General features: G+C 69.1%; 8 protein-coding genes. 4 read left to right on the top strand and 4 right to left on the bottom strand.

Annotated features, from left to right (window positions below; genetic code table 11):
* Positions 1 to 2: 2 nt before the first annotated feature.
* Positions 3 to 308: an acyl carrier protein gene (locus tag KEG57_RS45380; RefSeq protein WP_272422977.1), complete on the bottom strand. Its 306-nt coding sequence runs from the start codon at positions 306 to 308 to the stop codon at positions 3 to 5.
* The gene (locus tag KEG57_RS45385; protein ID WP_272422975.1) at positions 305 to 4,276 is read right to left on the bottom strand and encodes an acyltransferase domain-containing protein; all 3,972 of its coding nucleotides are present in this window, start codon (positions 4,274 to 4,276) and stop codon (positions 305 to 307) included. The genes KEG57_RS45380 and KEG57_RS45385 overlap by 4 nt, the downstream gene beginning before the upstream one ends.
* A 507-nt stretch (positions 4,277 to 4,783) precedes the next feature.
* Between KEG57_RS45385 and KEG57_RS45390 the strand changes: the two genes are divergently transcribed.
* Together KEG57_RS45390 and KEG57_RS45395 are read left to right on the top strand one after the other, a co-directional pair.
* Positions 4,784 to 7,033 carry a DUF4215 domain-containing protein gene (locus tag KEG57_RS45390; protein ID WP_272422974.1) on the top strand — a complete coding sequence of 750 codons (2,250 nt, stop codon included), beginning with the start codon at positions 4,784 to 4,786 and terminating at the stop codon, positions 7,031 to 7,033.
* Positions 7,034 to 7,473: 440 nt separating this feature from the next.
* The gene (locus KEG57_RS45395) at positions 7,474 to 8,190 is read left to right on the top strand and encodes a hypothetical protein (RefSeq protein ID WP_272422973.1); all 717 of its coding nucleotides are present in this window, start codon (positions 7,474 to 7,476) and stop codon (positions 8,188 to 8,190) included.
* A 314-nt stretch (positions 8,191 to 8,504) separates the two neighbouring features.
* Here KEG57_RS45395 and KEG57_RS45400 read toward each other — a convergent pair whose 3' ends face one another.
* The gene (locus KEG57_RS45400) at positions 8,505 to 9,014 is read right to left on the bottom strand and encodes a MerC family mercury resistance protein (protein WP_272422972.1); all 510 of its coding nucleotides are present in this window, start codon (positions 9,012 to 9,014) and stop codon (positions 8,505 to 8,507) included.
* Between the two features lie 144 nt (positions 9,015 to 9,158).
* Between KEG57_RS45400 and KEG57_RS45405 the strand changes: the two genes are divergently transcribed.
* Positions 9,159 to 9,593 carry an acyl-CoA thioesterase gene (locus KEG57_RS45405; RefSeq protein WP_272422971.1) on the top strand — a complete coding sequence of 145 codons (435 nt, stop codon included), beginning with the start codon at positions 9,159 to 9,161 and terminating at the stop codon, positions 9,591 to 9,593.
* Here KEG57_RS45405 and KEG57_RS45410 read toward each other — a convergent pair.
* The gene (locus KEG57_RS45410) at positions 9,498 to 10,853 is read right to left on the bottom strand and encodes a dicarboxylate/amino acid:cation symporter (protein WP_272422970.1); all 1,356 of its coding nucleotides are present in this window, start codon (positions 10,851 to 10,853) and stop codon (positions 9,498 to 9,500) included. The genes KEG57_RS45405 and KEG57_RS45410 overlap by 96 nt on opposite strands.
* Before the next feature lie 182 nt (positions 10,854 to 11,035).
* Between KEG57_RS45410 and KEG57_RS45415 the strand changes: the two genes are divergently transcribed.
* Complete coding sequence (locus KEG57_RS45415; protein WP_272422969.1) at positions 11,036 to 14,560, top strand: WD40 repeat domain-containing serine/threonine protein kinase; 3,525 nt, start codon at positions 11,036 to 11,038, stop codon at positions 14,558 to 14,560.
* Positions 14,561 to 14,863: the final 303 nt, after the last annotated feature.

Consider the following 14,863-nt stretch of genomic DNA (forward strand, 5'->3'; position numbering starts at 1 on the left):
GCTCAGGCCGGCTTCAGCGCGGCGGGCTCGACGTCGTAGTTTTTCCAGATGAACGAGGCGATCTCACCCGAGGTGATGTCGGCCCGGTAGTTGCCGCCCGGAGTCTGGAGCAGCGGCTCGTAGGCGATCTTGCGCCGGAGCTGGGTGTCGATGGAGGCGAACAGATCGATGAAGTCCATCGACGTGAAGCCGATGTCCGCCACGAGCTGGGTCTCGGGCGTGATCTCGACGTCGAGGTGCCAGTCTTCGATGATCTCTCCGACCACGGTCTGCACGATCTTCAGGATGTCTGCTTCGGAAGGCTTCATGCGCTCCTAGATGCGAGGCTCGAGGTGGAAACGTGGCTTTCGTGTGTCGGCGCTGGAGCGGCCAGCGCGGCGACGAACGCGCGCCCATCGCCCTGGATCTGGACCGCGGGGACCTCCGGCAGGCCCCGGAGCGCCGCGCCGGAGAAGGAGAAACCGGTCGCGGTTTCGTGGGTCTCGATCGCCGATAGCTCGAGGGGACCCACCCGCGGCTCCGCCCAGTCGAGCAGCGTCTCCTTTGCGACGACGCGGCAGAGGACCCAGCCGAGGCGCGCTTCGAGCGAGGGCGGCAGCGCGTAAAACGCCTCGCGCTCGGCTTCGGTGAGCGCGTAATGCGAGAGCGCCCGCACCCAGATGCCCTGGCCCGCTTCGCGCAGGTCCTCGTCCATCGCCTCGATGCGCCGGCAGGGCGCCGCGGCCGTCGAGCTCGGCTCGATGTCGGAGAGGTTGGTGCGGCGATCGCGGCGGCTGACGCAGCAGACGAAGTACTGATCCGGGAACGGGAAGAGCCGGTGACGCAACCCGTCGACGCGCACGAACACCTCGCCGCTTTCGTCGATCAGCTCGGCGTCGGTGGTGGTGATGTTCCCGGCGACGCGGATCCGGGCGCGCAGGCGCACGCGGCTGCCGGGCTCGGGCATGCGACCCGTGAACGCGCAACGATCTTCGCCGAAGGGGAAGATGCCGAAGGTGCTGCGCTCGCGGTGGTGCAGGAGGAAGTAGGCGGTGATGTGCCCGATCGCGTCGAGCAGCACGGCGGGCAGCTCGAGCGACGGCTCCCGCACGTCACGGAAAAGCCCCTCGCCCGAGGGCGCTTCGAGCTCGACCTCGACGTGCTCGGCGTCAATGCCGAGGGCGCGGCGGGTCGTGACCATCAGGGGGCCGAGGAAGAGCCACTTGTTGAAGGCGTCGATGTCCACCCGCGGCCGCTCGCGCGGGCTTGGCAGCGCGGGGGTGAGCGGCTCGGCTGATCCCTTCTGGGCACGGCCCTCGAAGGCGAGCATCCCGCCCTGGATCGTGCCGATCGTGCGGTCGAAGATGCGCACGCGCACCCCGGCCTCGTCCCGTTCGGCGCGGATCTCCACCTCGAGCTGCCCGCGATCGAGCGCCAGCCAGCGCGAGCCACGCACCTCGGTGAGCACGAGGCCCGTCGCGTCGTGCCCGAGCAGCGCCCGCGCCGCCTCGGCGACGATTTCCATGCTGAACACGAGCGGCACCACCGGCAAGCCGACCGGCTCCGCCCCGTGCTTGCCGAGCCGTCCCCCGAAGGCGTGATGCACGAGGAAAGGATCTGTCTCGATGGACAAGGTGCGTCGCGACACGAGCGAGCGCTCGTCGCGCAGGATCATCGTCCCGAGCAGCGGGAAGGCCCCCGGCGCCTCCACGACCGGCGCGGGCTCGGCGGGCTGCACCTCGGGCATTGCCGCGGCGTGCGCGAGGGGGCCAGCGCCGGCGCGCATCGCGGCCAGGAAGATCTCCAGGGTCCGCTGCTGGTGGTCCAGGAAATCCCGCGCGAGCGCCCCGTGCGCCTGCATGAGCTGCGACGCCATGTGCAGCGAAGCCTCGGGGACGTACGCCGGCGCGGCCGGCGCAGGAGGCGACGCTGGAAGCGGCGAAGGCGCGGGAGGAGGTTGCTTCTGCACGCGCGGCTCGCGCCGAGGGGCGGTACGGGTGGGCTCGGGGGCGCGTGGGGCGGGGGCGGGGGCGCGGGGGCGCAGCGAGGACACGTCGATGTCCTGTCCCTTCACGTAGAGCTGCCCGAGGAGCTTCAAGAGCTGTTCGAGCCCCGGTTGTGCGGGCAAGTTGCTCGCCGCGGCGAGGTGCTCCTTGCCGCGCAGCGTGTTGCGCACGAAGCCGGTGAGCATCGAGCCGGGACCGACCTCGACGAAGTCCCGCACGCCCTCCGCGTAAAGCCGCTCGATCGTCTCGCGGAAGCGCACCGGCTTTCGCCACTGCGACGCGGTCAGATCGCAGATGGCCCGCGACTCGGCCGGGAAAGGGGCGGCCGTCGAGCAACTGTAGAGCGGCAGCTCGCTCGGGCCGAAGTGGTGCTCGTTGCCCTCGAAGCCCGCGCGCGCCAGGTCTGCGTGCTTTCCGTAGAGGGGCGTGTGATACCCGGGCATGAAGGGCAGCTCCACGCACACCGCGCCCTCCTGCCGCAGCCGCGTGCTTGCCGCCGCGATCGCGGACGCGGAGCCGAAAAGCACGACCTGCTCGGGGCAGTTGTCGAGCGCCAGATGGAGCTCGCCGCCCGAGGCATCGAGCACGCTCTGCACCAGCGCGGGCGAGGCGCGGTTCACGGCGATGCTCGTCCCCGGCACGTTGCCTGCGGCGAACAAGGTCTGCAAGGTGCGCTGGATGTACTCGACGAACGAGATCACCCCGCCCGGGCCGGGCGCGCGCAGCGTCTTCGAGGCCACGAGCGAGGCGTTCTCGCCGTTCGAGTAGCCGAGCATCATGTCGGCGCGCACGCCGGCCGCCGTGAGCATCTCGTGCAGCGACAGGCTCGCGACGAGGCAGTACATCGCGCCGCGCTCGAGATCGACGAGCGATTCCTCGAGCGCCTTGCGCCGTGCCTCCGTGACCCCGAGCGTGGGCGCGCTGAAGAAGTTCGAGGGCCGATACAGGCCGGCGCGGGCGTACAGATCCTCGAGCCCCTCGATCCACACCCGCATCCGCGGCAGGTGGCAGAGCAGATCGCTCAGCATCCCCGGGTAGGGCGCTCCTTGACCGGGGAACATCATCCCCAGGCGCCGGTCGGGCGAGGCGGAGTCCGCGTAGAAAATGCCATCCGGCGCGTTGAACGAGCTTGCGCGCGAGGACTCGAGCCGCGCGAGGAGTCGCCCGAGCTGGGCCTCGAACGTTGCCCGATCGCGCGCCACGAAGGCGACGCGATGGCGACCTTGGCCGCCGGTGCCGTTCCAGGCGACGATCTCGCCGAGCGGCGCGTCGGGCATGAGCTCGAGCGCGCTGCGCACGGCCCGCAGCCGCGCGAGCAGCGAGGCGCGATCGTCTGCCGAGATGAGGAGCAGCTCGGCGGGCCAGGGGACGGAGAGGCGGGGCGGTACCTCGTCGTAGCGGCGGGGCACCTGCTCGAGCAGCAAGAAGCCGGCGCCCTCCTCGCCCAGGGCGAAGAAGCCTGCGCGCCGCGGCGCGTTGCCGGCAATCCACGGCCGGACCGAGGGCGCGGCGACGAAGGGCGCGGCGAGCGCGTCGAGCTCCTTGCGGCGCAGCGGCGGAAAGAGGTGCTGGTGCAGGGCGAGCGCCACAACGGCCACGCCGCCGAGCGCCGGCAGGTCCGCCCTCGCCGGCGAGAGCGGCCCGAGCGTGCAGCCAGGCGCAGTCTCGTCGCTCCTGCGCAGCGCGTCGCCGAGTGCTGCGAGGATCGGCCCGAGCGGCGCGTCCTCGACCAGGAGATCCACGAGGCCCACGCTCTGGGGCTCGATCCCCTCGGCCGCGCACACGCGCTCGAGCAGCTCGACGCAGTCGCGCGGCGCGCTGCCGGGAAGCGAGCTTCCCCCGCGGAGCAACGCGTAGACGGGCTTGCCTTGCGCGAGCATCTCCTCGTACCTGCCGAGCAGCAGCCCTGCGCGCGCGGCGGATCGGCCCTCGGCGATGCTCACCACGGCGGCCAGATCGCAGCGCCCCGTGTGCAGCGCGTCCATGGCGCGCAGCAGCGCGAGCGCCTCGACGACGTGGCCTGCGGGCAGGCGCTCCAGGAACGTGGGGGAGACGTCCATCTGCGTGAGCAGCGCGTCATCGGCGATCTGCTGGGCCCCGGCCACGAACAACCCGAGGCGCCCGGCGGGTCGATCCACGAGCCAGGCGCGCCGCGATTCGCCGTCGTCTTCCTCGCCTGCGGAGAGGGTGCCGGCTGCTCTGTTCCCCTCGAATGCGCCCCAGAGTGCCTCGGGGGAAGACGCCTCGGGAACGCGCAGCTCGATTCCTACGATCGCAAAAAGAACACCCATCACACCCCGCCTCCTCGACGCACTGCGTGCACGCGCATACGCCCAGGACACTGAGTTGCCCTACCACGGCCAAACTTGCGCCAGCAAGCGGATCTTTGGTGGTTGGTCACATGAGGTGGATTCCACGGCTACCAGCTGTGTCTTTCAGGACGTCGGGATGCGTGCGCCGACCTATGTTGCTGGAGTTTGTCACCCGTGCGGTAGGCGGAGCCAAACGTTTTTCCAGTCCTGAGTTTGGCAGAAAGCAACGGGCCGCCTCGAAGGGCGCCCGCTGTACGCCTCATCGCCGGGCCAGCCGGTGCAAGGTGGCGACGATAGGGTCGATGGAACCGCGGAGCCCGTCATCCACCGTTTCGACGGAGCCCGTCACCTTGGACCCCCAAATCCGGGTCGAGGGAATGGCCACGGTCCACGTGAACGTGTGTTTACATTCCGCCCAGCCCCCGCGGATTCGACGCTCATCCGCATGGCACACCGATTGCCTGGCGCCGCGTCCCGAGGAGACCCATGCACCGATCTTTCTTTCACCGGCGAATGCACACGCTTGCCGTAACCCTTTCCTTGCTCGTGTCGGGCTGCTCGAGCAACGATGTCGAACCCCCGCCCGACCCCGATATCGATCAGCCCGTGCCCGATGGGGGGACCTGCGAGCTCGAGGGCACGTTCACCGTCAGCTCCATCGAGGTGATCGAGGGGGCGTGCGACCTGGAAATCGCCGATGCCACGATGGCCGTCCGCCGCGTCGGGGAGACGTATCTCCTCGATTTCGACGACACGAACTGGGACTCGGCGGCACGGCAACCCGGCTGCAAGGCGAGCTTCCAGGGCCCCGACGCTTGGTATTACAACAACACCTTCCGCACGCGCTCGCTCGCGTTGGAGGTCAGCGGAGACAACCTCACCGCCGAAATCAAGGACGCCCTCGACGGCGCCGACTCCGAGGGCCATACCTGCGACGCCACCATCCGGGTGCACGCGACGCGCACAGGCCCGGCGCCCGCGGGCGCGCCGCTCGGCGACTCATGCGGGCCCGTCGGCTGCAGTGGCACGCGTTGCGCATTCGGGTCGCAGTTCGAATGCGCGAGCGGCGTCTGCCTCCTCGATACCGATCCGTTCTTGCAAACCATGTGCACCGAGCCTTGCACGCCGCAGGCCGGCTGCCCGGATGGATTCATGTGCCTGTGGGCGGACGAGGGCTGGGATGGCGCGGCGGAGGGTTATTACTGCGCGCCGTGGCGCGCCGTGTGTGGCAACGGGATCGTCGATGACGGGGAGGCGTGCGACGACGGCAATCAAGTCGACGGCGACGGCTGCTCCGCCGACTGCAGCTCCGACGAGTCGTGCGGCAATGGGATGCTCGAGCAAGGAGAGGTCTGCGAGGCCGAGGCCCCTGGCGAATGGCTGACATGCACGGCGGCGTGCACCCTCGACGCGCCCGCCGGGCTATCGATGCCCCTCCCGATCGACGCCTTCGGCATCACCGCCGCCTCCAATGGCACGGGACGTTTCCTCGTGGGGGGCACGGTCAATCGATTCGCCCAGAACATGGCATACCAAGCGTACGTGGCGCGCACCGTCGACGGCGGCGCCACCTGGACCGATACCATCGTCGCGCCGGATGTCATGGCGTTTGCGCAGCTCGGCGCCATCGCCGCCGACGGCGCGCGCGTGGCGGTCGGGCTCGTCGGTGGCTTCGAGGCGACAGGTTTCTGGTTGGCCGAGAGCACCGACGGCGGGGCGACCTTCCCGCTCGCCACGTTCCAGACCTTGCCGGAGGGTAACGCCCACGGCGTGGAGGTTGAAGATAACGGGACTCTCGAGCTCATGTATGCGCCCGACGGCAGTCTCCTTGCCCTGGTGGCGATCCCGGACGGCGTGCTCGTATCGCGGCGCGAACCTGGGACGATGACATGGAAAACGACCGGCTCGCTGCACCTGTCGCAGCCGGGCGCGAGCGACTGCACCTTCCGGTGGCGTTCGCCTCGCCTCGAGGCGATATACGCCACGGGCGTACACCTGCACCATGAGGGGAGCCACCTGCAAGTCACCGCAGGCCAGCGTTGCGTCGTCAACGGCAAGTTGACGCAAATCGCTGGAACCATTGAATCCACGGACGGCGGCGCCTCGTTTGGCCCGGCCGTCGACCTCGTCGCGGCGTCCGGTCTGAGCGTCGCATCGTCGGTGCTCGTGTCGCCCGGGCCGCGTGGCCCGCTCGGAGTTTGCATCACGGGGACCGATGCGAGCGATGCCGTGTCCGCGCGCTGCGCCGTCGCACCCGCGCCCGGCGGGGCATGGTCCTTCCACGACACGGGGGCCACATTCATGACCTCCACCAGCAACGAGCCCAGCGCAGTCGAGGTACTCGCCCCGGACACGCTGCTACTCACGCAAACGTCGTCGAGCACCGGAGCCGTGGTGATCCACCGCGGCGAAAGCGGTGGCAGCACGTGGTCCCAGGTGGAGCTGTCACAGGCTCATGCATCTCTCGGAGGGCGTTCCCTGCAAAGCATCTCGACCGACGCCCTCTGGCTCTTCGAGGTGGACGGGAACAACGACGCCAGCCTCGTTCGCCTGACGATGGGCGGCTCCGTCGCCGCGCCGCGCACGTGGCTCTTCGGCGACGCCAGGCGCCTCGATGGGTCAGGCCCTCCGTGGCAATTCGCCTCCGCCGAGGACAGCGCCGGCGCGCTCCTCATCGTCTACAGCGTACCCGACGATCTGCGCGACTGGGTCACAGTGGCGCAGGTGCTGAAGTAGGCGCGCTCGTATCGCGAGGCGTCGCGCCGGGGCGCTGCCCCGGACCCCGCGGGGGCTGTTCGCCCCTCGACCCGAATCAGGGCAAGCCCTGGACTCGGGGTGGAAGAACTGCGCAACGCGCAGTTCTTCCAACGGGCCCGTTGGACCGCGTCGCCAGTCGAAAGGGCAGCGCCGCGGTCTTGGCAGGCAGGGTCGTCGCTGGTCTTGACCTGGCCTGTTCGATGAACTGCGCATCGCGCAGTTCATCGACCCCGGGTCCAGCGCTTGCGCAGGCCCCGGGTGCAGGGGCGGATAGCCCCTGCTGGGGCCTGGGGCAAAGCCCCAGCGAAGCGCCTTCCTGCTCAGCCGCCGCGCGGAGGGCGGTCGCGCTCTCCACCAGCCGTCCGTACATTTTTGCCAAACACTTGCCCGTCGAGCCCCTCTCGCCCGATGCTTCCCGCGTGGCGGATCCCTATATCGATCAATATGAAACCCTCGCCTATGGCAGGTTTGCCGTGGCGCAGATCCTCGCGCTCGTCATCGGCCTCGACCCCGAGGCGAACAGCTTCGTCAAGCTCACCGCGGATCGGCTCGCGGTGGAGACGGACACGATGGAAGTCGTGCTGAAGAAGGCCGGTGCGCTCGATGCGGTGACGTACAAGGTGGTCGAGGGGAAGCCGGACGTCGTGGGTAACGCCAAGGGCGCGCTGCGGCGGCTCGTGGCGTATGCCGAGTCGCGAGAGAAGGGCGAGGCCATCGTGGCGGACATCCTTCACCACGAGAACATGAGCACTGTGCTCCGGCGCAGGCCCGTCAAGCTCGTCGCGGCGCTCGACCATGCGCTCACCGCGATCGAGAAGCACAAGGCGAACCTGCCGGAGTACGCGAATTGGGCATATCACGTCGCGGCCGCGAGGGACGCGCTCGCTGCGCTCAATGAAGGCGTGCGGAAGGCGCGCGTGGATCGCAGGGAGGCCACGCCGGAGACCGAGGCGGCTCGCCTCAAATGGCTGCGGCGTTATTCGGCCACGAAACTGATCGTCGAGGGGATCCTGAAGCCGCTCGGCAAGACCGCGATGATGCCTGAGATCTTCGATGATCTCGCCGAGGTGCATCGCGCCGAGGGCGTATCGGACGCGCCCGCAAAGGTGAACGCTCCGCCTCGTTCGCCCAAATAAAGCCCGTCGCATGGACAGCACCACCCTCGGAGGCGCGTGTCCGCGCCCGCAAGCTCGACGACGACCCCCTCGGCGCTGAAAGTGCGCCGTGCAACTTGGATCAGCGTCGCCACGGCTGGCGAGGGCGACCTCGGCAACCGTGAATTTGTGAGCTCGTCACCCAAGGGAGGGACGGACGCCGCGGCAAGAACGGGCTTGGCGGCGGAGGTCGGCATCGGCGGGAGAGCGGCACGCGCCTCGCGGCCGAGGCGGCGTCGGGCAGGTGGACGGCCGGTGCCTGGGGCGTCGAGGCAGCGGCGCGCGAGCGAGCGTGTTCAGTCCACGCCGGCCGGGACCTCGACGCCTCGGATTGCGCGCCGCGGCTCGGGAACCTTCCCACGGTTCGACGTGCGTGGCCGCGCGCGCTCTTGCCAGATCGACGCCGCGATCAGCACTGCAATCGATGCCCATGCGAGGACCTGAATCTCGCCGAGCACGTGGCTCGCGACGAGCCCGGCCGAGCCGGCGAGCGAGAGCGCGAGCGGGCCCGTGCGCCGCGAGCGGGCATAACGACGGACACTCACCACGAGCGTGATCACGACCGCGGCGACCAGCAAAACGACGTGCTGCGTCTCCGTCACCACGAATCCGACGCCGACCGCCGAGAGCGCCTGCGCCCATGCGCCGAGGCAGGTCGGGCACACGGCGCACGCGAGCACCGGAACGACCACGCCGAGGAGCGACGAGCGGCCGGGCTTCGTGGCCCGCGCTTTGTGATGGTGGCCTCCGCAGCAACCTTCGTGATGTTTCTCGGTGTGCTCGGGCAGGCTCGTTCGTGGGTCCACGATCCGATCATGACCCCGGGACCCGTCGATGCAATGCCGTCAGGGGCGCGAGATGAAACATGGGAGCCGGAAAATCGAGGGGAAAGCGGAGCCCACGACGATGGCGGTTGCTTTTCGTCGCCGTCCGCGGAAGGTTCGCTCTCCATGACGACCGTCTCCTCCGAAGAATACGTGTTCCCCGTCGTCGCCGCGGTCGACGACATCGACGAGCTCGGGCACGTCTCCAACGTCGTCTACGTGCGCTGGGTGCAGGACGCGGCGAAGGCCCACTCCGAGGCCGTCGGCTGGGACCGGGCGGCGTATCTGCGCGCCGGCGCCGTATTCGTCGTCCGGCGACACGAGATCGATTACCTCGCGTCCGTGTTCGAGGGCGATCGCATCGAGGTCCGCACCCACGTCACGAAATTCGGCGCCGCCACGTGCGAGCGCAAGACCCGCCTCGTGCGCGCCGGAGACGGCGTCGAGGTCGTTCGCGCCGTCACGTCATGGGCTTTCGTCGCGACCGCCACCCAGAGACCCACCCGGATTCCCCAGGAGATCCGCGACGCCTTCCCCGCCGCCCTCGGGCGTGGCGCCTGAGCTTTTTTTTTCCCCGTCGCCCACGTCGAGCAGCACGGCGACCAGCATGTCGCTCATCACGTTCACGCCCGTGCGGAGGCGGGCAATGATCCAGTCGACCGTCATCACGAGCGGAATGGCCGTGGCGATCAAGGCGTCCGGCAGCCCCGCCGCGGCGAGCACGAGCGGCAGCACGACGAGCCCCGCCTCCGGAATCCCCGCGATCCCCGCCGCCGCCATCACCGACGCGAGCCCGATCGTGACCTGGCTGCCGAGCCCGAGCGGCATCCCCATCGCCTGCGTCAAAAAGACGGCCGTGATCGCCTCGTAAAGGAGAATGCCGTCGTTGTTGAGGTTCGTCCCGATACACGCCGCGAGGCGCGACGACGCGGGCGATACACCCATGCGATCGAGCGCCTTGAGCGTGACGGGCACCGTGGCCAGGCTCGAATTCGTCGAGAGCCCCGTCAAGATGGGGTCCGCGCCGATTCCGAGGTAGACGCGCGGCGGTTTTTTTCCGACGAGCCAGGCGACGAGCGGGTAATACACGAGCGAATGCAGCGCCATCGCCGCGAGCACCGTGACCAGGAAGATCCAGATCGATGCGAAGACCCGCAGTCCGGCCTTGCCCACGACGTCCGCGACGACCCCGAGCACCCCGAACGGCACGATGCCCACCACGATATCGAGCGCCTCGACGAGGATCGCATAGATCCCGCCGATCCCCTGCTCGACCACCGACATGCTCCCTTCGGCCCCCCGCGCCCGCGCGCGCCGCAGCGCGACGCCCACGAGCAGGCCGAGAAGGACGACCGTGATGACGCTGTTTTCCGAGAATGGATCGACGAGGCTCCGCGGGACGTAGCTCGCGATGTTGTCGAGGAGGCCGAGGCTTCCCTTTTTCGAGGCCGCGAGGAGCTCCTGCGCCGCCGCGTCCGTGGGCGTGGCGCCCGGCCGATAAAGCTCGGCGAGCGTGCCCGCGAGGTGCCGGCCCGGCGTGAAAGCGTTCATGATCGCAAGGCCGATGCCGAGCGCCACCGTCGCATTGATCGCGCAAATGACGATGAGACGCGTCCCTTTGCGGAGGGAAATGTCCGTCTTGACGAACGCGTCGAGGATCGCGAAAAACACGAGCGGAACGGCGAGCGCCTTGAGGAGCTTGACCACGAGCAGCCCCAGGCGACCGAGCTCGGCGTTGCCGATGCTGCCGAAGAGATACTTTTGCTCCCGGAAGGCGAGCCCGAGCACGATGCCGAGGACGACACCGGAGAGCACGCGCACGTAGAGTGGAATTCGTTTGTTAGGTTGCGCCCCAGCGCGGCTTTTTTGCTCCCCCATGGCCCCCACTGTCTTCACGCGGGTCCGGAGCGCCGTCAATTGTCATGGTGAGCCCCATGCATGACGGCTAGCATGGTGCCATGCTCGCCCATGTTTTTGCGGCGAGTCGTGGAGAGGATCGGGCGATGAACGGGGAGCCATCGCGAGGATCGGGGGAGGGGGAGGCGGAGCGAGGTGAACCCGCGACGAGCGCGCCCCGGACGCACGACACCGCGAACACGCTCTCGATGGGCCAGGCGCCGTCGGGGCTCACGACACACGTGCCGTCGTCGGGGCGGTGGAGCGCGGCGCGGCTGCCGCTCGTCGACCGGTCGTGTTATGCGGTGGAGTGCGAGGTCGCGCAGGGCGGGATCGGGCGGGTGCTGTCGGCGCGCGACCAGAGGCTCGATCGGCGGGTGGCGCTGAAAGAGCTGATCGACACCGGCACCGCCGCCGAGGATCGGTTCGTGCGCGAGGCGCTCTTGACGGCGCGGCTCCAGCACCCGTCGATCGTGCCGGTCTACGAGGCCGGGCGCTGGCCGACAGGCGAACCATTTTATTCGATGAAGCTCGTCTCCGGGCGCCCCCTGTCCGAGATCATCGACGGCGCCCGCAAGCTCGACGAGCGCCTGCCGCTGCTCACGCACGTGCTCGCGGTGGCCGACGCGGTCGCATACGCGCACGAAAAACGCATCATCCACCGTGATTTGAAGCCCGCGAACGTGCTCGTCGGCGCACACGGCGAGACACTCGTGATCGACTGGGGTCTCGGGAAGGACCTGTCGGAACCCGTGGTGGAGGTGACGCAAACCCCGAGCGCCGAGGGCGATGACGACGAGGCCCCCGTCTCCCAGACGTTCGGCGACGGGATCACGCTCGTAGGCTCGGTGATGGGGACCCCCGCGTACATGCCGCCCGAGCAAGCGGCGGCCGAGCCCGTGGACGAGCGCGCGGACGTGTATGCGCTCGGGGCGATCCTGTATCACCTGCTCGCGGGGCGCGCGCCGTATGCCGGCGTGAATGGCATGAAGATCCTGCAGCGGGTGCTCGAAGGCCCGCCGACGCCGCTGCCCAACATGCAGCGCGGGATCCCGCTGGATCTTTTGGCGATCGTGGACAAGGCGATGGCCCGGGAGCCGGCCGCGCGGTACCCGACGGCGAAGGCGCTGGCAGAGGATCTGCGGCGGTTTCTCGCGGGGCAGCTCGTGGGCGTGCACGAGTACACGACCCGCGAGAAGGCATGGCGGTTCGCGCGGAGGCACCGCGCGGCGCTGTCCGTGGCGGCGGCGGCGGCTTGCGTGCTCGTGACGGCAGCGGGGCTCTTCGTCACGAAGGTCTGGATGGAGCGGGATCGCGTCACGCGGGAGCACGCGGTCGCAGAGGAGGCGCGCAAAAAAGCGGTGGAAGCCGAGCAACGAGCCCACGCGCACGCCGACGTGCTCACGCTGGTCCAGGCGCGCGCGGCCGTGCTGCGTGATCCGAACGAGGCGCTCGCGTGGTTGAAGACGCTGTCGACGACGTTCGATCAGTGGAGCTCGGCGCGGGTCGTGGCCGCGGATGCGTGGGTGCACGGGCCGGCGCAGGTGCTGCGGGATCAGAAAGGGGCCGTCAATCGGGTCGATATCTCGAAGGACGGGAAACGGCTCGCGGTGGCGAGCGACGATCACACGGCGCGCATTTACGATCTCACGACGGGCCAGTCGATCGAGCTCCGCGGGCACGAGGACGAGGTCTGGGTCGTGGCGTTTTTCCCGGACGAACAGCGGGTGCTCACGACGGGCAAGGACCGGACGATTCGTATCTGGGACGCGCTCACGGGCGTGACGATCTCCACGCTGCGCGGGCACACGCGCCCCATCGAGGTCGCCCTGCCGTCGCGCGACGGGAAACAGATCGTGAGCCATGCCGGCGACGGGACCGTGCGAGCCTGGAACGTCGCGACGGGCGCGCACCGCATCCTCGCGTCGAACGCGAACATCAACCGAAAAGGTGCGTTTTCGCCGGACGAGCGCCATTTCGTGACCGCAGGGGACAGCGGCATCCTGACGCTGTTCGATCGGGCGAGCGGGGAGTCCTTCACGCTGCCCGAGATGCGCGTGCACGACGCGACGGCCCAGCAGGTGCCGCGATTCCCGATGGGGTTTTCGCCAGATTCACGAATGCTCGCGGTCGGCGGTCCAGACGGGACCGTGTGGCTGTGGGACATCCAGAAGAGGGACATCCCGCGAAAGCTCGAAGGGCAAGCCTCGGCCATCCTGCGGCTCGCCTTCGCGCCCGACAGCAAACGTCTCGCGACCGCCGCGCTGGATGGAACGATCCGAATCTGGGATCTCGCGACGGGCTCCGCGACGACGCTGCCGACGTACGACGGTTCGGTGTTCGCGATGGCGTTCTCCTCCGACGGGCGGATGCTCGCGTACGGCGGCAACGATCACGCAGCGCGGCTCGTGAACTTCGCGACCGGAGAGCGGCGCCGGTTCGTGGGGATGCGCGACAACGTGTCGGACGTGCTGTTCTCGGGCGACGGGACGCGTCTCGTCGTCGCAAGCGTGGACGGCACGGCGCGCGTGTTCCCACTCGACACGACGCCAGGCCGGGTGATCGGTCAGCACGAAGGGACCGCATTCGAGGTCGAGATCTCACCCGAAGGCGATCACGTGCTCTCCACCGGAGCCGACGGCGTGGCGCAGCTCTGGCCCACGCGAGGCGATGGCAGCGGGTCACCCGTGACACTCACAGGGCACGTGGGTCGGGTGATCCACGCAGAAATCTCCCCAAGCGGGGACGTGTTCGCCACCGCGGGCGAGGACGGCACGATCCGGCTCTGGGACACACAAGGGCACGAGATCCGGGCCTGTCACACAGAGGGCGCGCGGGCGCCGGTGATCGAGTTCTCCCCCGACGGCGCATCGATCGCAATCGGCCACACGACGGGTGAGGTGGCGCTTTGGGACGTCGATTCCGGCGAGATCCGCGCCATCGGCAAGCACGAAGCGTCGGTCCTCACGCTCGCATTCTCCGCAGATGGATCGAGGCTCGCGACGGGCAGCCACGACAAGACTGCGCGCATCTGGAACCTCGCCACAGGCAAGAGCCGCGTGCTCAGCGGTCACGAAGAAGCCGTCGAGTCGGTCGCATTCTCACCGAGCGGCAAGGTGCTCGCGACGGGCTGTCTGGACCACAAGCTACGGCTCTGGGACGAGGGCGCCGACACGCCGCGGACCTACGACGCAAGCGGATACCGTGTCGTCGGTTTGTCATTCACGCCGGACGGCAAGACGCTGCTGAGCTCGGGCGAAGACGCGACGGTGCGAGTCTGGGACGTCGCAACAGGCACGATTCGCAGCGTGCTCCGTGGCCACAACGGTCCAATCCGGACGCTCGCGCTCGCGGCAAACGGAGCGGCACTCGTGACGGGAAGCGACGACAAGACCGTGCGGCTCTGGGACCTCGCCATCGGCGAGGGTCGCGTGCTCGGCACACACGAGGGTGTCGTGCGAGACGTGGACATCGCACCCGACGGAAGCTGGGCCGTGTCCGTAGGCCGAGACGGCACCGTGCGAGTCTGGCCAGACGATCTGCCCCGCGAGCCCGAAGCACTCCGCGCATGGATCGCCCGATCCGTGCCCGATACGGTCGAGCATTTCACCGGCAACATGCTCGTGCCGTGAGAGGGGGACGCGGGGCTTGGCCCCGCACCCCAGCAGGGGGCTGTCCGCCCCCTGCACCCCGGACCAGGCACGGCCTGGACCGTGGGCGTAGAAACTGCGCGATGCGCAGTTTATACGACGGGCCCGTGGCAAGACCACGAGCGGTGTTGCCCACCCTCGGCAGACACGCCAGCCCCGCTGTCTTGGCTGGCCAGCCCGTCGCTGGTCTTGCTTCGGCCTGTTCGATGAACTGCGCATCGCGCAGTTCATCGACCCTGGGTCCAGCCCCTGGCTGGTCCGGGTCCAGGGGTGGACAACCCCTGG

The sequence above is a fragment of the Polyangium jinanense genome (genome assembly GCF_028435365.1).